The following is a 17,859-nucleotide window of genomic DNA, read 5'->3' on the forward strand; positions in this document are numbered from 1 at the left end:
GCCCCGTGTCTTACGCCCCCATGCCGCCGTCGGCGCCGATGCCGGTGCCGAACCAGTGCAGAAACGGCCTCGGCACCGCCGGGTTCGTCCTCGGCCTGGTCGGGCTGATCTTCGCGTTCATCCCGATCATCGGTGTCATCGCGTGGCCGCTGACGATCCTCGGGCTGATCTTCGGCATCGTCGGGACGCTGCGCGCCAACCGGGGCCAGGCGAGCAACAAGGGGCTGGCCATCACCGCCGTCGTGCTGTCGGCGATCGGGCTGGTCATCTGCGTCCTCTGGACGGCGGCCTTCGGCAAGGCCGTCAACGACGCCGCGAACAACCTGCCGACGGCAGCCGCGCCGGCTGCCGTCGCGGACGCCGGATCTCAGCCCGCCGCGGCAGCCCCGACCGCGGCCGCGTCGGCCAAGCACACCGTCGTCCTCGAGGTCACGACGGCGGCGAAGTCCAATCTGCAGTGGAGCAGCGGGTTCAGCGCGAACTCCCAGGAGGTCCTGGAGAAGGGCAAGACGTGGAGCCAGACCCTGACGATGGACGATCTCGTGTTCACTTCGGTCAGCGCCACCCCGGTCGAGTTCAAGATGGGCAGCAAGGACAACACCTGCAAGATCACTGTCGACGGCAAGGTCGTCGTCGAACAGCACAACAGCATCGGCGCCATCTGCACCTACCAGCCCTGAATCTCGAGTTGCACACCGCTGTGCGGCCGACCAGCGCTCGGCACAAGACTTCACCGAGTAGATGATGACCGACATGCATCACGGCGGGGAGCTAGCTCGGCTCCTTCCGCTGGTCGGATACAGCTTCATGCCGGGCAATCGGTCACCAGCATGGACTAAAGGATGGGCATGGCCGGAGACCTCGAATTCGCCGAACCCGTACGCCGTTGGCTGCGTGTCCGCAGCGGAGAGGACCAGGACGACCCGCCGTTCGAGCTGGACGACGAAGGGTTCCTGCCGGATCCCACTGCCGATGAGCCGCTCCGGATGGGGGCGGGAATGGTGCGCCCCGAGGACGCCGTTGTCGAACGAGGCGCCCTGGTCCTGCTCGGGGAACCCGGAGCCGGCAAGACGACCACCTTCGCCCGGTTGACCGACGCCGACCGCAGCGCCGGGGAGCCCGAACCGGGATATCCCGGCACGGTATGGATCAACGGTTCGGAACTCGGTGATAGCACCTCTTTCAACGAGGTCTTGGGCGAACACCTCGCGGCGCTGCCGCCGGCCGGAGCCGCGGAACCGCTGACTGCGACGCTGACCATTGTCCTCGATCAACTCGATGAAGCGGCGAACTTATTCCGGTTGCCGGCGCGATTGAAACGCGCACTCAATGACAAGGACACCCGTGCACTGCGGTTCCTCATCGCTTGCCGGACCGCGGACTATCCCGAAGGCCTGACTCGAGTGCTGGAGCAAGCACTCGGCGCGTGCGTCGTCGCTGATCTGGCGCCGCTCACTCGCGACGACGTCGCCACGCTTGCCGCCAGCACTGACGTGGACGCAACAGCGTTTGTCGACGCCGTCGTCCGGGCTGGCGTCGGAACGCTTGCCAACACGCCCCTGACTCTGAAGGTCTTGCTCGCGGCGTTCCGGCAGGAGGCGGACGCTCTGAGCAGGACACCCCGAGAGCTGTTCGAAACGGGGGTCACGCAGCTGGTCGACGAGCACGACCGCGGACGGGCCATCAAACCGTTCGCTACCACCACAGTCGAAGAGCGGCTGGTGATCGCAGGACGGATCGCCACCCGCATGCTGCTGTGTGGCCAGCGCACAATCTGGTGTGGCGAAGCCGCTCAAGCCGGCCCGGAGGACATCACCGAAGGGATGCTGGCGCGCGGCCGCGAGACAGCGGCTGGCTCCTTCGAGGTGTCACCGCCAGCGGTAGGGGAGACCCTCAGAACGGCGCTGTTCTCCCGCAGCGGCAAGAATCGCGTCGCGTTCGCCCACTCGTCGTTCGCTGCGTTCCTAGCCGCTCGGTACCTGACCGCCCGCTCCGGCGCCGACCTCGACGCACAGCGGGGAATAACTGGCGTGTTCCTCGTCGCAGCACCCGATGAGGAAACCGCCAGCATCCCGATACACCTGCGGGAGACTGCGGCGTGGATGCTCGCTCACGCCCCCGGGGAACATCTCTGGCTGGCTACAGCCGATCCCGAAGGCCTGATCGCGCACGGCGCGTATATCACCGATCTCGCGACACGTGCTGCGATGGTGGGCGGGCTTCTCCGCCGCGCGGGGGAGGTCGAGCTCAGTGAGGGGTCATGGCACCGGACCTGGTGGAGACTGGCGCACCCAGGATTAGCAGGGCAGCTGACCGCCGTGCTGTCTAGCGTACTGACCACGGGTTCCGAGGAGTGGCAGGACTTCGCTGCGGCAAGCCTGGCGATCCGCTTTGCTCTCGACGGCGAGGTTGGGGAGGTCGCCGAACTACTTTTGGAGGTTGCCGAGGCCTCGAAACTCGCTCCAGCACTCCGTAATCGCGCGATTAAGGCGTCGATGGCGACCAATCCGAGGATGGCTGCTCCTCGGCTGCGGAGCCTGCTGGCCTCGCTCACTCCTGAAACTGACGCCGACGATGACAGCGAAGAACTTGTCGGGACAATCCTCTCCGAACTGTGGCCCGACCATCTTGACCTTGCCGATGTGCTACCGCATCTTCGCCCTGTGCGCGCGGATTCGGTGATCGGCATGTACCGATGGCATCTGTGGCGTCTCCCCGGAGACGTCGCTGAATCCGATCTTTCGGCCTTGCTGACCCATGGCACCCGCCTCGTCGATCAACTTCTGGCACCCCCTGCTGGTTCCGACACGTCCGAGCTGACCAACTTCAGCCCAGACCTCGCGCGCAGCCCGACATTGGACGATGTGCTCGCGCCGATCTTTGATCGCATCACGGTGTCACCGAACGTCGAGGAATACCTGCCGGTACTCGCGCGGCAGGTGTCTCGGCTGCTTCTGGCGTCGGCCAGGGTGCCGGTACCGCTGGGAGCCGATCTTGTCGATGAGAGCGGGAAAGTCACGACATCCAGCATCGATGTCAGGCGTTCATTCGCTGAGGCGGTGATCCTGGCGCTCACTGCCGAGGTCGCCGAATTCGATCTATACCACGCGCACCTGGTCCTATGGGAATGGAAGTCCGCCCGCCACGGACCGGCTGCTCCGCAAGGACTTCGACGCGGCGACCGGACGCACTTGCTCGACGACAGTGACTTCGCCTGGTTGCTCGCGCGAGTCGACAACCTGCGCAGCAGCGGCGAGCACAAGCAGGCAGATGCCGTGGGGCTGGTCGCTGCCAGCGTCGCTGACCTCTACAACCCGTCGACTTTTGAGCTTGCCTACGCTCGGTGTGGCACGCCGGAAGGTGAACACTTTGCGTGGGCGTTCGACGGCGTCCCGCTCGACAGCAAACTCGCGGAAGCGATGCGTCGCAACGGTTCGAAGGAGAAACCGTGGGAGCACGCGGACGCGTTCGCCAGCCGGCAGCGCGACCGACTGCAGTCGGCCATGGCCGGAGACGCCAATGCCTTCTGGCGCCTCACGCGTGATCTGCGAGCCGATGTCGCGACCGGACAGTTCGATGCCCTCGACTCCGATGATCCACGAGTCCTGCCCGGTGCTTCCCTGTGGGCACCCGAAGAATTCATCGCCGCGTTCAGCGTCGCCGCGCGTCAGTTCTTGGATGCCGAGAACGACCACCGAGACGAGTGGCTGGGTACGCAGACCAGGGACTACCGTGCCGAGGCTGGCTACGCTGCGCTCGTCGTTCTCCGCGACAATGGCAACCTAGACGACATATCGGACAGGTGGGCAGGGTGGGTCGGCGCAGTACTGGACAAAGCGCATCGCGCCGCGACGACCAGAGACTCTTCGCTTATCCGCGATCTGATGTCCCGAGTCGGGACCCATGCGGCAACGGAGCTTGTCGCCGCGATCCGCACACTGGTTCGTGGTTCGCTTGCGCGCGGGGAAGCGCCCTGGGCGCTGGCTGAGATCATGTCATCGGTGCCGGCCACCGTGCATCCCGCCCTCGTCGAACTCGCCCGCGACCTGCGCGCCGCGCTGGACGGCTCCGATGACTCCGGCAGTCCGTTCACAGTTCCTGACACACTCGAAGCCAGACGCAGTGCAACCAACACGTGGGCCACCTTGCTGCACGAGCCCCTTCTCGCCGGCAACGATGCCGCCCTGAAACAGGCGGAAAACGCACTTGATCACGAAGTGATCGAGGACCACGCCCTGTGGACGGCCGCAGCAGGGCGTCTTCTCCTGCTCTCCGACCCGGAACGTTTCTGGTCTCGGATACATCAGGCCTTGACCGCCTCGCCGGCGTTCTCGAAGGACCTCGCATTCGCGAGCGCTCAGACATACCGCCTCAATGAGGTCGCCGAGTCACTGCCCGACCGCGAACTTGTGGAAGCGTGGCGATGGTTGGCCGACGTGTGCCCACCGGAGACCGACGTCTTCCGCGAAGGCTGGGTTCCTCCCGAAAGGTCAGTCCACGATTGGCGCAACGCGATGCTCAACGTACTGTCGAGGCGTGGCACCCAGGAATCAGTCCTGGGCATACGAAGTCTCGTGAACAGCTTCCCGAACGACCTCCGGCTTCAAGCCGCACTGGTCTCAGCCCGGCGCCAAGCGCAGGCGCGAGCGACCGTCCTGCTGAAGCCGCAACAGGTGGTCGAGTTGCTGGCCGATCCGGGACGACGGGTGGTCCGGACCCCGCTGCAACTGGCGGAACTGCTCATCGAAGTGCTGATCGAGATCGAACGTGACCTGCCGACTCACTCGAACCTTTTGTGGGACTGCGAACGTGAGCCGAAGCCTGTCGATGCTCCGAGTTGGGCGCGCCGTCCGCTGGTGTGGCGCCCCAAGCTCGAGGGAACTCTCGCCGCTTACCTTGCTCATGAGTTGACGATCCGGCTCGCTCGCCGAGCTGTGGTGATCAATCGCGAGGTCGTCGTCAAGCCCACCGATGCGGGCGACTCAGGTGAACGACCGGACCTCCTTGTGCACGCGATCGCATTTGAGGGCGAACTCGACGCTGCCGAAGTAGTGAGCGTCCCGGTGGAGATCAAGGGTTCCTGGCATGCTGCGGTGTCAACGGCTCAACGCGATCAGCTCGCCAATCGATATCTGCCAGCCGAAAAGACTGACGCGGGCGTGTACGTCGTCGGCTGGTATCCCATCGACTTGTGGAGCGCGAAGGACCGCAACCCGAAGGCCAACGCAAGAAAGCTCGTCGGCCCCGAGCCCTTGTTGGAGATCCTGCTCAGTCAGGCAGACGAGATCTTCGAAGAGTCTGGGCGACGAACCCTGCCGTATGTCCTGACGATCACGAGGGCGGCCCCAAGCTGACGTGGAGCGACATGGACAGGTAACGCCCGGCATCGCGTCGAGGGGCAGGTTACGTGAGAAGTGCGGCTTGGAGCAGCTGCTCGTTGATTCGGACTGTCTCGGTAAGTGTGCGGACCGCCACCGGGAAGGGGCGGAGTGGATATGTCTTGCCACCGGCGGGCAGCCCTTCATCGCCGGTCAGTAGAGAGAAGGGTGTGCTCATCGGAGACAGCCTGTAGACACGCCAGCGGGGGGCGGTCGACTCAGCAATCGCGAGCGTCCGACCGTCGCTCAGGACGATGGTCGTCTTTGCTGCGTTCCGGGCGACTACCGCGGACGGAGACGCGACGAGAGTCGCCACGCGGGCAGCCACGCGGCGCGGGTTGCGAAATTCTCCGTCGATGACCCACACACCGTCCATCATGCGGGCCGGCAGGCCCTCGCTCTCGAGTGTGGCGCGGTCTACGGCGTGGGGGTCGTCGGCTGCGGCGGCGGCGAGGTCGATGATCGTTTCGACCTCGCTCCAGGCGGGCACGCGCGCGTACGGCTTGTCGGGAACATAGAGGTACTCCTCGGCGAGTTTCGGGTCGGCGCAGGCGGCGAGTTCGGCGGCGCTGGTCCAGGCTGCTTTGGCGATGATGTCGTGCTCTCCACCGCCGTGGAGGCTGGCGTCCTGCAGGAGCAGGGCGAGACAGACGGCGACCAGCGAGCTGACGAAGTCGAGCGCTTGACCGGGCACGTCCTCCTCATCGGCGGCATCCGGCACCAGCGAGCGCGTCAGGTCGCTGAGGTCGGAGCGCCACGCCTCGTCGGTGCCCCATACCGCGGCGGCAAGCAGCACCAGGTAGGTGCGGGTGACGAGCATCCGTAGTTCGAGAGGTGGGCGCGGTGTGGCGGTCGCGGCGCGTGTCCACCGGCGGGCCCAGGACCGATACTGAGCCCGCTGTGACGAGGGAATGTCGGGTGCGAGCCGCGCAGACTGGGCTGAGGCGGCTTCGGTCAAGTCTTCGACCGCGTCGTCGCTCTCGCCGTCCGCGAGCTCTGTTTCGTCGACGTCGGTATCGACGGACCAGCCGGTGGTTGCCAGGCCCGGGGCGGCGAGAACTCCGGGAAACAGCAGTCCGGTGAGGTGCGGGCCGAGGCTGCGTTCCACGGACTCCAGCCATACGCTCCAGCGGTCGTCGGGAGGGACGGCGGCTGCGGTGGCACCGGTGCCTGCGCGCAAGGCCGAGGCCCCGGTGGCCGGCTTGTGCTCCTGGACGTGACTGAGCAGCCGGAGCAGGTCGGCGTTGAACCGGCGCGCGAGAACCTTGTCGGTCAAGACGGTGTCGTCCTCGGCGATGAACGTCATCCGCGGCTGGTTGGTGGTGTCGTCGCGGGGCCGGCATCGGGCTGTGTCGGTGAGGAAGACGACGGGGGAGACGAGACGCTCGCCTGGTTGTTCGGCTCGGGCGCGGACCGCTCCGCCGAGCGCTCCCGGTGCGGCGAAGCTGAGGACTTGGGTGGCTGTGCTGGTGGCGGTGAAGACGTGCAGGGGTGTCCAGGTGCCGGGGGTGCCGTCGGGTGAGGATTCGATGGTGATCGGCACGCTTGTGGTGGTGACGAGCTCGACGAGGATCGTGTGCTGTATTCGTCGCGCGCCGAGCACGACGAGCGTGTGCTTCTGCGCGCGTGAGTCAACGGGGATCGTGTTGTTTCGGACAATGGTCGCGCGGTCGACGGCTGTGCCTTCTGGCAGCAGGGATGCGGGCACCGGCATGGTAGTGACGAGTTCGCAGTTGCCGCCGTCTGCGGTGGTGGCGAGAAGGGCGGCGGCGCTGAGGTTGGCGCTGCCGATCATGGCGATCGTCGTGCCGTCGATGGTCCATTCGACGAGCTTGCCGTGCCGGGTATGTCCCTCATCCAGGTAGCGGAACCGGGTTAGACCGACGGATGCGGTGGCCGCGACGAGGGCTTCCCCCGAGTACTGGGAGTCTCGTTCCTGGAGTGCCAGGTCGACCTCGCGCGGCTGCAGTCTGTTGATCAGGGCCTGAATGCCGCGGCCTTGTGCGTCGAAGAAGGGCGCTGTCATGCGCAGCGAGCGCACCGGCCCGGCCGGCAGCTGCCCGACCAGGGAATGTCGCAGGTTCCCGAAGATCCGCAGGTCAGGTCGGGAGCCGTCGGCCTCGTCCGGGGTGATCCAGTGTCCGACGTGCGTCAGGGTGTCCGCGATCCAGGACGGCACCTTGACCACCCGGGGCAACTCGGTAAGCCATGCACCGAGGTCATGTAAAGCCGCAGGCCCTCGGTGCCGGGAAGCCCGCAGGACGAGCCACAACTCGTGGTTGTGACCCCAGCCGGACATGGTCGGGTTCCCGGAGCCGATCGCCGCCCAGACGTCGTCGTCACCGGCCAAGATCACGACCTTCGGATGAAACGCCCCGCCGCAGCTGACCTGGGCGTGCTGATAGGCCCGGCCCGCCTGCCGGACGTCGACCGCCTCGTGCACGGCGTTGCCCGCATCGCCCAGAACGGTGACACGAGCACCCAGCGCGCGAGCGGTCGGCACGCAGTGCCGCTCGAAGAAGACCAGGTCGAGGGTGTAGCCGGTGACGAGGCATTCGCGCAGTGGTGCGCCGTCGGCTCGACCGTCCCACTCCTGCAGCAACGACAGCGGGGAATGGAACTGGTAGGCGACCTGAGTCATGCCGCCAGCTCCAGTATCTGCACTGCCAGTGGTGTGATCACGAGACCGGTGTCGCTGCGCTCGGCAAGACCGAGCTGGCGGGTGATGAACTCGAACTGATCGACGCGCAACCCGACGTTGCCGGCACCTTCCGTGCCGGCCGCGTAGTACTGGCCGTTGCGTTCGTGCAGCTTGGTGAACAGCTTCATCCGCCCCTGAGCGTCGAGCCGGAGTTTGCGTAGCGCGACTCGCTGGGACTGCGCGAGCATGTCGTCGACGAAGGCCCGCGCAAGCTCGGCCATCGGCTGACCTTCGTGCTCACGGTGCCGGTAGGCCACCCAGTGCGGATCGAGGAACTGCTTCCGTTCGGGGTAACGGCCGAGGAAGGTGGCTTGGCTACGGCCGGTGAGCTGGTTCTTGCGCTGACCCCCGAAGAGCAGCGCGGCCAGGTCGGCCGTGACGGCGGTGTGGCCGTCGCGCACTTGCCGTTCGGCCGGGTTCGGCTCTCCTTCTGCGTCGACGAGGCTCGGGCACCCTGCCAGGAAGGCTCGCACTGTCATGGCCGGCACTTCGGCGGATATCCACTGGTAGAGGTCGTCCTTGGTCGCCGAGCCGTGCGTGGTGACCTGCTCGACCAGTGCTGCCCATAACCGCCGCCAGGCTCCGACGGACAGTCGCCGCAAGAGTGTGCCGCGCCACGCTTGCGCTCGGTCTTCGGCCGACAGGACAGGGTCGGTTCGGATCCGGTTATCGTAGGCGACGCAGTCGTGAAGGGCCTCCGACCAGCTGGAAGCGCCTGGTTGGAGCATGGCTGAGCGAGCCAGGATCCGTAGCGTGGATCGTCGGGTTCGGTCGTTGCCCGTCCATTCCTGCGGGTCGTGCCGGCCGTCGTGGGAGGCGGTGATGAGGTCACGGAGCGGCTCGAGGTCCGCGGCTTCGTTCGCGTCCATGGCCAGTCCAGAGAGGTGAGCGACGTCGTCGGGGTGGACTGGACGGTCGTGTGCCAGCTCCAGCAGGGGCCGGAACATCTCCCTGACGGCGGGGGGACACTCGCGGGTGCCGGGCCGCAGGGCGCCGCTGTCCACGGTGACCGTGCCCAAGACGGCGCTGGGCCCGTTGTATTGCGACCAGAAACCCCACGGACGGGGTGAGTAGGAGGCGCGGCCGATTTCGGCGAGTTCGTCGATCTGTCCTCGGACGAGCGTGGCTTCCACCCGGTCGGCTCCATGCGCGGGGATCGTCTTGCCGCGGGAAACCAGCGCAAGAGCAACTTCCGACCGTCGGAGAACCGTCTGGCACGTGCTGGCATCCCACTCCCGGCGCCCTGCGACGTCGGCGAGTGCCCAGTAGAGGGAGTAGTACCGAGCCAGTGTGGTCAGCGTCGACACGCCCGGTACCAGCGTGTCCACCATGCCCATGACCGACGACTCGACCGAGAGCGGGTACCGCCCCGCCTTCAGGTCCAGCCCTGGCTCGCACCAGACCGGGCCGACAACCTCGGCCGACATCATCGGAGCCACGGCATCAGCTCGGATCGACGTTTCCTGAACATGATCCTCCTGTCGCCGTTCGTCGCCGTTGTGTTTCAGCGAGGGGTCTTTGTCGTGATCACGAGAAGGACCCTGGGCAGCTCCTGGGGCACCGTGCTGCAGCGGGCGTAGGTAGCAGATCCGGACTGCGCACCCGTCGCCGACGGTGGATTCGTGGCGATCGGCGGGCCGGGCTTCAACGTCGGGCCTGCGCCGCGGTCGCCTCGCGGCCGGAAGAGCTGGCTGACCGAATCACTGCGACGGTTGGGTGACAGGAGAACGGCGCGCTGGCAGGGCGCGCGGCCAACGGCAGATCAGTGGGACGATGTCAGGCCATGACCAACGGAATGTCTCGTCGCGTCGAGCTTCAGATCGGCACGCACCAGTTCCCGCGCATGGTGGAAGTCCAGGCGCAGTGGTCACGGACCGACGACGTCCGATGGTTGATCGACACCGAGGCCATGCAGTGGCTGTTCGACCGGGTCGCCGCCGGCGAGATCGACTCCGCCCAAGCTCAGGAGTGGATGCGTTCGGTCACCGGCTGGGAGTCGGGGTGCTGCACCTACTGCGATTCGGCCGCACCGAGCCACGCCGAGGCTGTGCGGCGCATGGACGAGCTGATCGCGCGGTGGAACCGCGAACAGGAAACCGTCACGCCGGAGTCGCACCCCTACCTACTGAACAAGAGCCGGATCCACGCGTGGAACTGCTCGATCGTAAACCCAATCAAACCGGACAACCGGCTCACGACGCTGCACGAGTACGCGATTGAGCTCGACGACTGGGGAAGCATCGACGCGATGCTGAAACGATACTGGGAGAACTGGATGACGACCCGCCGGATAACCGCTGCCAACCTCGCGGCCAGGCTCGAGCGCCGCAATCCGAACGCCCGGGACCCACGCTGCAAGCGGTGCTCACCACCTTTGCCGGGCGCGTACCTATCGGAAGCGTCCGACGTCCAGAGCCGGTGACAACCCGACTTCAAGCCTCGCCCGTCGCCACGATTTGAGCTCCACGACCCGCCGGCTGGTCGTGGAGCTGCTCGACCGCCGGATTTGACGCCCTGACCGAGCGGACTGTCGAGATCCGCCGCGCTGAGTCCGCCCACCCCGGGTAGGGCCCGACGGCCGAACAGGTCGCCGGACAGGTCTAGGGGCTGCACCAGTGAGCGCCTGGCGGCCTCCGCGCCGTCGCATAGCCCCGGCCCCAGCCGGAGGGTCATCCACCAGCTCATCTCCACCGCCGGCAGGCCGAGGCCCGACTCCGCGGCGAACCAGCGACACCACGCCGTCGAAGAAACCGGGAGCCGCGGACACCGCGAACCGGCCGAAGTCGGGCGCAGTCAGATGCCAGAGCAAGCGCGCGAAGTTGTGGGGCACCTCGCTGGCCCGCGGCTGATCCGACATGACCGGAGTCGGTGCGTAACGGCTGCATACGTCGCCGCGACTCCCCTGTGCGCGGAAGGTCATTCGAGCGGAGAATCTCGGTCGCTGACGACGACCGCGGCTGGTGCATGCACACACAAACGTGGTCGACGAGCGGCCAGCGCAGTGTGAGGAAAAGCGCATTGGCGGGAAGGGGGAGGTTCGTGATCATGCCCAGACGCCCGGTCCTGACAACCGGCGCCTTGTTCGCGGCGTCTCTGGCAGCCCCGTGGCTCGCCGAAGGCCGGGCGTCGGCAGCAGTGCCGATGGCCGTCGCGGTCGGCAAGATCGACATCACCCCGGAAGCGGGTATCCCGCTTGCGGGCTATGCGACAGACACCCCACGGCTCGCCGCCGGTGTGCGTCGTCCGCTCCACGCGCGATGCACCGTGTTCTGGGACAACGGGACTCCCAACGTGATCGTCACCGCGGACGTCTTGGCGTTTCCCCGCATCATCCACCAGGCAATCAGGTCCCGGATCGTCACCCTCGGGGTGGCGTCCCCGGATTTCGTGCTCACCGCAACCCACACCCACAACGGGCCCGTCCTCAACCCCGATATCACCGCCTACATCCTCTACAACATCGTCGACCCCTCCTCCCACTTGGACACGGTCCGCGGCTACGCCGCCTGGGTGCAGGACCAGATCGTCGACCTCGTCCAGGCGACGCTCGCGGCCAACGCGGTTCCCTGCACGTTGGACTATCAGGTCGCTGATGAGGCGTTCTCCTACAACCGGGAGGGAATGGCGGTCGTCGAGCGGGATGTGCCGATTCTGGCAGCCCGCGCTCTCGACGGGGCGCCGCTCGCGGTGTTGTTCGGTTACGGATGTCACCCCGTCGTCGGTCCGGGGGACACGCTCATCGACCCGGACTACCCGGGGCTCGCGGTGGAGGTGGTCGAGCAGCAGACCGGGGGCTTTGCACAGTTCCTCACCGGCGCGGCCGGGGATCAAGATCCGGTGGCTCCCGGCGGCTGGCAGGCCCTCGAGGACCGCGGCCGCGACCTCGGCCAGACGGTCATCAGCGCGATCGCCGTTGCCGGCCGGCCGGTCACCGGGCCGATCCTGACTGCCTACCGTGATGTCGAGGTTCGGCTCGACATCACCGACACCCCCGGCAACCTCGCGGCGGCTCGCGCGAACTTCGCCGTTCGGCAGGCCACCGCGGCGGGGTGGATCAGCCGCCACGCCGAAGTCATGATCGACCAGATCGACGCGCACAGCTTTGCGTTCACGACCCCGGTCCCGGTGCAAGCCTGGCGCTTCGACGGCGGCACCCCGCTGCGGCTGGCCTTCCTCGGCGGGGAACCGGTGTCCGGCTACGCCGCCTACTGCCGCAGCCACTATGGCGGGACTAACGGGATCTGGTTCTCCGGATATGCCGGTGAGGTACCCGCCTACTTGCCGACCGACGAGCTGCTGATCACCGGCGGTGCCTGGCGCTACGCCTGCGGGTGGTCCAATGACTTCCCAGGCATGGGCGGCGGCGCGATGTGTGCGTACGGCATCATCGCGCACTACCTGCGCAACGCCCAAGGTAACGGAGTAGAAGACACCCTGATCGCGGCGTTGAACGCTGTTCTTTGAGCTGTCTGCTCCGCTGCGTCCTTATGTCCTGACGCGGACTTCCGGATGGGCATTCGTGCAGCCTAGTGACCTCGATGGCCGTCAGGCCGCACGCACGTGGCTGCGAGCAGGTGTACGCCACGAATGCTCGGACAACCACAGAAGCGATACTGGTCCGATCGACTGAATCGGCGCTCGCAGTGTGCGTTGGCCACACCCCAGGGCGACCGGGGTTGCGTCGGGCTTCGTGGCAAGGTGGAGGGTGTCGTGGGGCGAGTACGGCTACTGTTTGCGCTGGTGATCGCCGTTCTCCTGGGCGTGGGGGCCGCTCCGGCGGCATCGGCCTGGACGGTCGACTACGCTTCGCGATGGCGTACCCGCCGCCCAGCGTTCAACGCCGGATTCGTGGGGCTACTACAACCGGGAGTGCACGAGTTTCGTGGCGTGGCGCCTGCACGCCCGCAACGGGTTCGAGATGCCAAGGGCGATCGGCGAACCCCGTGCGCGACGGGGATCAGCTGGTCGCGAGCCAGCCGCTCGGACAGTTGCTTTTCGGGCACCACCGTTTCGAAGCGTTTGAGAAAGGCGGGCGTGAGCGGTGACGTCCATGCCGGCGTCGACGGCGGCCTTGGCCGTACGCAGCGCGTCGTCGGGGAGTTTGCGTGGCCGGCCAGGTGAGCCGCCGCGGGCTTCGAGAGCGGCACGGGCATCGGCGGCGCGTTCGAGCATGAACGTGCGTTCCATCTGGGCGAACAGCGCGAGCATCGCGACGGTGATCTGCGCCATCGGTTGAGGCACGCGCGATGTTGCGCCGGGCCGGGCAGGTTCGAGGCGGTGATGGTGTCGCCGGGCGGGCGTAGGCCAGCAGCCGCTGCAGGCCGTCGCGGTCGGCGTTCGCGCCGGTGCGCTTGTCCACGTAGATCCGCTCGTCGGGGACGCCGGCGGCTAGGGCGTCGAGCTGGCGGGGCAGGTCCTGCTTCTTGGTGGAGACGCGGGCGTAGCCGAGCTCGAGCCCGGCAGGGCGTGGCGGTCCTGGGTCGGACGTCGTGGGTGGCCGGCGGAGGGGTGGTCTTCTTGTCGCGGGTGGTCAACGGGAACCTCCGGTCACGACTTCGGGAGCAAGGTGACGCTGAGCTGGCCGTCGACGCCCCCGGTGACGGCCAGCGGCCCGGGGCCGCGGACAGTGGCGCTCTTCCCGTCGTCCGCGATGTCCAGGTGCCACCCGGCGCGGGGGTCATGGGGTGGCTGAGGCCGGTCTCGCAGCAGCTTGACTTTCTTCACTGGGTCGTCGCTGGGCTGCCAGCTGAACCGGCGGTCGCCGATGACGTGCTGCCATTCCGGAGCGGGGGTCAGCTCGAAACACGATGGTGTCGCCGGCGCTCCGGTCCAGGCTCCACGTTTTGACGTCGAACACCCCCTTGATGACGCCGTCGGCCACCGCCACCACGACCTTGCCGAACTTCTCCATCACGGCATCTACACCCCGCTGCCGGATCTTCCAGCCTTTCGCGGTGACAGCGCGGACATCGTCCCGCTCGCTGTAGCGGGAGCTGATGTTGATCGCGAGCACGTTCACGAAGTCCGGCTGTGACTGGTCGTCGGTGGTCATCGCGGGTTCCCTCCTCGAGGAGCCGTGTCGGTGCGCTGGTCGTGCAGTTCGTCGGACAGAATCGGCGGTAGTGGTCACGGTAGACGCCACCGCGACGCGGCGGCGCAGGTCTTCGCAGACGTCGTAGAGGTAGATGTTGACGGCCGGGGCGTTGCGCCGCGCCTCCCCATCCTTGGCGGCGCGTCGAAGGCGACCTCGACCTCGCCGCGGTGCAGCGCTGCCGACTCCAACTACCTCGGCCCCGTCTGCTCTGCCCCTGATTGAACACGCGGAGGGATAGCTGCGGGTGCTTGTCGGCACCCGGACTTCCTGTTTAAGTGCTAGAAGCCGCGATTATCCAAGATTATCGTTGATTTCCGGTATACCTTCGACAAAGCCACCAACTTCAGTGAGATACGAATTGACTATCGCCTCGATTGGCCAAATATGCGCCCTCCAGAGCTGTTCGACTTCCCGGAGATTGATCGGCTCGTCAACCACTACGCCTCGATATTGAGTCACGCTATCCAATAGTGCGTCAATATTCTTGTTTCTCGTACCTGCGACAGGGAGAAATAGTCTCAGTATCAGATTGACGCCGTCCTCGAGGAACCACTTCGGATCTGTTAAGCTTGGAATTTCTTCCAAAATGTCAGGATGGGCAATAACGGTTGCCGCGAGTGCGAATCCGCATGGCTTATGGACGTCATTGTGGCTCAAAAGAAACTCAACGAGACTCTTTGCTTGGTCAATTGTTGTGGCTGCAACTCTGAGCTTGAGTAGCATTTCAATATGGATAAGTGCGGATTCAAGCTCCTTCGGCTCGACACTCGATGTATCCTTGATGAGGAGGACGTTTAATCCATCGTTGCGTCCGTTTGCTGCACCGTGCGCTAGCCACGGCCTAATCACGTCTGACCAATTGTCATGGGGGCCCGCCCAAAAGGAGCTATTGACGAACGCTTCGCCGAATCGGTGAATCAGCTCCAGGTTGCGGTCATTTGATAGCCTCGCTTGTTGAGTCGAGGGATCGAGCCCGTAAGAGGGATAAGCGCCGAGCTTGACGCAGTCACCGATACGGTCCAGGAACGAGATTGTGGCGTGCCAAGCACTGACGGATAAGCCAGCCTGCCATAGTGCCAGCAATGACCGCCACGGTCCAAAGGGGTCGTTATTGGGGCCGACGACGATCCGGATTATCGAGTTCTGCTGGTTCGGGCTGAGCGCCAGTCGAAGGAAGACAAGGTTGGCGGAGTACGCCGCTAGTCGCGCAATCTGGTCGTCGTCGTCGGAAAGGTAGGCGCGGTAGCGCTCAGATTGGGGCCGGACGCGGTGGCGGTCGATAAGCAGGTCCAACACCTCCAACATCTGCTCAACCTCGATTTGCGAAAGTTGCCTCCCGAGCTGCGTGACGAAGGTCAGCGCAGGACGCAATTGCGCCAAGGGCTGATGTGAAAGCAGCGCAAAGAACAGATCGTCGTTGGGTGTCCGCATCTCACCTCGGTGTGAACTAAAAGCTGCTCTTGTTACCTCATGGAGCTCATCGATCACCCGGCTTGCAACGAGGTAATCCCCAAAAGTTGAATGCAGGAACTCGTAGCGCTGATCGCGTTCTCCTGAGACACGGGACTCACTCGCGTAGACAAAAAAGAATTCTCCGAGTGCTCTTTCATTGATATCAATCGCTTTGCGTCCACCAGTGAGTGCCTTCAGGTCGTCCTCGAGTTGGCGCGCCGTGATGTCCTGAGTACCCCTGTTGAACATGCCTAGCGACGCTGTCGACAGTCTCGCGAGGTGTTTGTCGACGCGCCTTCGCATCTCTTGAGGCGGGAGTGTTCCAGAAGACTTCTCTGCCTCTCGCTCGGCGAAATGTTCCAGCAGGCGGCGGTATAGCTCAGCGGAAGAGATTCGCTCATCTATCGTTGTTACCTCGGGATTGGAGACGTAAATAGCCATCATTAGAAGGAGCAGTGGTTGGGCAATGAGCTTCCGCTGACTTAGGGCGACTTCCGGTGGAAACTGCCGAACGGTGCCTGCAACGATACCCGCAGCGTTGGCGCGGTGCCACGACGTAAGCCAGGACTGGATTCGGTCGTCGGTGAAGTCCTCCAGCTTGATCATTGTGGTGCCGGGAGCGATGTCTACACGATCGCACGCGAGAGTGCGGCTGGTCACGATGACAGAAACGGGGTGGCCTTGATCAGCTTCCCGTCGTTGGAAGTCGGCCACCGCCTCAAGGTAGCCGTACAGCCTGGTGTGGGTCTGCTGCAGCAGCTCGTCCAGGCCGTCGAGGATGACTACTTTCACAGTGTCCACGCTCTGATCCACCAATTGCGTCCATATGACGCGCTCGCCCGTGATGTAATCGAGCGCTTGTTGAATCTGTGCTAGAACCGAGCTGTGCCCATCGGTCCTCCGCAACGGCACTCTGACGACTGTGTAACCGCTTGCGGGTAGTCTGCTAGCCAGTACTTTGCTCAGCATGCTCTTGCCCGCCCCTGGATGACCAAGCAGTAACAGCGGCCTACTGGTTGATTCTGTGGAGGCCAGATGTGCCATCAGTCGGATGTGAAGGTCGTTGTGCAATGGCTGCTCGGACCACCAAGTGTCGTCTGCGGGGCGCGAAGCGTCATCGACGACAGCAAAACGGTAGTCAGGGGTAAGAAAAGCTTGCTTGACGCTCGGAAACATGAGGTGCTTGCCGTATCGGGCTCCGGTCGACTTACGCAGTATCGGATCGTCGAGAACCGATCGGTTGGCCCTGGCGACTCGGTCTGGTTGGTCAGCCAATCTTCGCTCGCCTGGGTCAACGAAGGTTGATAAGGCTCGCTCGAGCCGGGAGAGTGCAGAGTCATTGCCGTAGAGCAGGTCGTCGCGAAGTGCGCGAACCTCTGAACGTGTGGCAGCATGCTCAGTGACAACTGCCCACGCCTGGAACTCTGGGATCTCCGCCATTAGCGCTACGTAATGCGACTCGTATCGTCGGGAAGCGTTCTCGGGTATTTGGGATGAGTGAGTGAAGCTAGATTTATTTGTTGTAGTGAGTAGGTGGCCAAATGAACGCACCACCTCGCGGTGCAGTAATCTCTGCCATTTATTTACGTCTTCTATGTTTTCGGAGAAACCGTGATGCACGCTGGGTGTGGGGACGTTACTCATGTAGAGCTGACTGATGCTAACTTGGGCAATATTCGCTTTATCGACTTCGGATAGTTTCAAGAGATCGTAATCATCGCCCAGGGCTTCGCGTAGCGCCTCGAAATAGGCCGACACCACCAACACAGTGTGAGCGGCGGTCATCTGCTCGACCCGTTCCGGGAAGGGGATATTTTTCCGCCTGCTAGGTAACCCTGCCAGAGCTTGAGAAACCAGTCGGACAGCCTCGTTCTTCTGGTCGACCCAGCCCCACAGCGCTGTGAAAAAGACCACGGGGGCAGTCGCCGGGTTGCTCAGTAACGCCCCGATGCCTGCGCCTAAGACGACGCCGCCAAGGAGAAGGTCGATTCTCTTGATCCACTTATGGTCATGCTTTCCAAGCAGCCGTAGGGCGCCCTCGTAGGTCAAAGCCTGATCCGAAGCCATACGCCATTTTACCGCATTACATCCAAGTGGCACGACGCTCGTCGCAACGATGACGCGAACCGCAGCATAACGTGTCACTTCGTTGAACGGCACATAACAGCCCGCTCAGCAGCATGGCGGGACCCGGCGGAGCCTCCTGTACGGCGAGGCGAGCCTTACCCCATGCC

9 protein-coding genes and 1 pseudogene are annotated in these 17,859 nt (G+C 64.8%); 4 read left to right on the forward strand and 6 right to left on the reverse strand.

The window, feature by feature from the left end:
- Positions 1-5 precede the first annotated feature (5 nt).
- Positions 6-680 carry a DUF4190 domain-containing protein gene (locus MUY14_RS07240; protein WP_315863263.1) on the forward strand — a complete coding sequence of 225 codons (675 nt, stop codon included), beginning with the start codon at positions 6-8 and terminating at the stop codon, positions 678-680.
- 168 nt (positions 681-848) lie between these two features.
- Positions 849-5,354, forward strand: coding sequence for an NACHT domain-containing NTPase (locus tag MUY14_RS07245; RefSeq protein ID WP_247021984.1), 4,506 nt, complete (start codon positions 849-851; stop codon positions 5,352-5,354).
- A gap of 49 nt (positions 5,355-5,403) precedes the next feature.
- On the opposite strand, the gene MUY14_RS07250 is transcribed toward MUY14_RS07245, so the two are convergent.
- Positions 5,404-8,019: a hypothetical protein gene (locus MUY14_RS07250; RefSeq protein ID WP_247021985.1), complete on the reverse strand. Its 2,616-nt coding sequence runs from the start codon at positions 8,017-8,019 to the stop codon at positions 5,404-5,406.
- Complete coding sequence (locus MUY14_RS07255; protein ID WP_247021986.1) at positions 8,016-9,509, reverse strand: hypothetical protein; 1,494 nt, start codon at positions 9,507-9,509, stop codon at positions 8,016-8,018. The genes MUY14_RS07250 and MUY14_RS07255 overlap by 4 nt, the downstream gene beginning before the upstream one ends.
- 353 nt (positions 9,510-9,862) lie before the next feature.
- Between MUY14_RS07255 and MUY14_RS07260 the strand changes: the two genes are divergently transcribed.
- Together MUY14_RS07260 and MUY14_RS07265 are read left to right on the forward strand one after the other, a co-directional pair.
- Positions 9,863-10,501, forward strand: a complete 639-nt coding sequence (locus MUY14_RS07260; protein WP_247021987.1) for a hypothetical protein — start codon at positions 9,863-9,865, stop codon at positions 10,499-10,501.
- Between the two features lie 617 nt (positions 10,502-11,118).
- A complete protein-coding gene (locus MUY14_RS07265; RefSeq protein ID WP_247021988.1) occupies positions 11,119-12,543 on the forward strand; it encodes a hypothetical protein in 1,425 nt (474 codons plus the stop codon).
- 393 nt (positions 12,544-12,936) lie between these two features.
- On the opposite strand, the gene MUY14_RS07270 is transcribed toward MUY14_RS07265, so the two are convergent.
- The 4 genes and pseudogenes from MUY14_RS07270 to MUY14_RS07285 form a co-directional block, all read right to left on the reverse strand.
- Positions 12,937-13,308, reverse strand: coding sequence for a hypothetical protein (locus tag MUY14_RS07270; RefSeq protein WP_247021989.1), 372 nt, complete (start codon positions 13,306-13,308; stop codon positions 12,937-12,939).
- Between the two features lie 73 nt (positions 13,309-13,381).
- Positions 13,382-13,513, reverse strand: a pseudogene (locus MUY14_RS46805) (recombinase family protein); the annotation flags it as partial.
- A gap of 243 nt (positions 13,514-13,756) precedes the next feature.
- Entirely contained in the window at positions 13,757-14,131 is a 375-nt protein-coding gene (locus MUY14_RS07280; protein WP_247021990.1) for a hypothetical protein, read from the reverse strand.
- 333 nt (positions 14,132-14,464) lie between these two features.
- Positions 14,465-17,785, reverse strand: a complete 3,321-nt coding sequence (locus MUY14_RS07285) for an NACHT domain-containing NTPase (RefSeq protein WP_247021991.1) — start codon at positions 17,783-17,785, stop codon at positions 14,465-14,467.
- Between the last annotated feature and the right edge of the window lie 74 nt (positions 17,786-17,859).

The organism is Amycolatopsis sp. FBCC-B4732 (assembly GCF_023008405.1).
Classification (GTDB): Bacteria; Actinomycetota; Actinomycetes; order Mycobacteriales; family Pseudonocardiaceae; genus Amycolatopsis; species Amycolatopsis pretoriensis_A.

Excerpts from the sequence above, each read along its gene's own strand:
- MUY14_RS07260 (WP_247021987.1), top strand. The coding sequence starts at position 9,863 with ATGACCAACGGAATGTCTCGTCGCGTCGAGCTTCAGATCGGCACGCAC.
- MUY14_RS07270 (WP_247021989.1), bottom strand. The coding sequence starts at position 13,308 with ATGGCGCAGATCACCGTCGCGATGCTCGCGCTGTTCGCCCAGATGGAA.
- MUY14_RS07250 (WP_247021985.1), bottom strand. The coding sequence starts at position 8,019 with ATGACTCAGGTCGCCTACCAGTTCCATTCCCCGCTGTCGTTGCTGCAG.
- MUY14_RS07255 (WP_247021986.1), bottom strand. The coding sequence starts at position 9,509 with ATGATGTCGGCCGAGGTTGTCGGCCCGGTCTGGTGCGAGCCAGGGCTG.
- MUY14_RS07245 (WP_247021984.1), top strand. The coding sequence starts at position 849 with ATGGCCGGAGACCTCGAATTCGCCGAACCCGTACGCCGTTGGCTGCGT.
- MUY14_RS07280 (WP_247021990.1), bottom strand. The coding sequence starts at position 14,131 with ATGACCACCGACGACCAGTCACAGCCGGACTTCGTGAACGTGCTCGCG.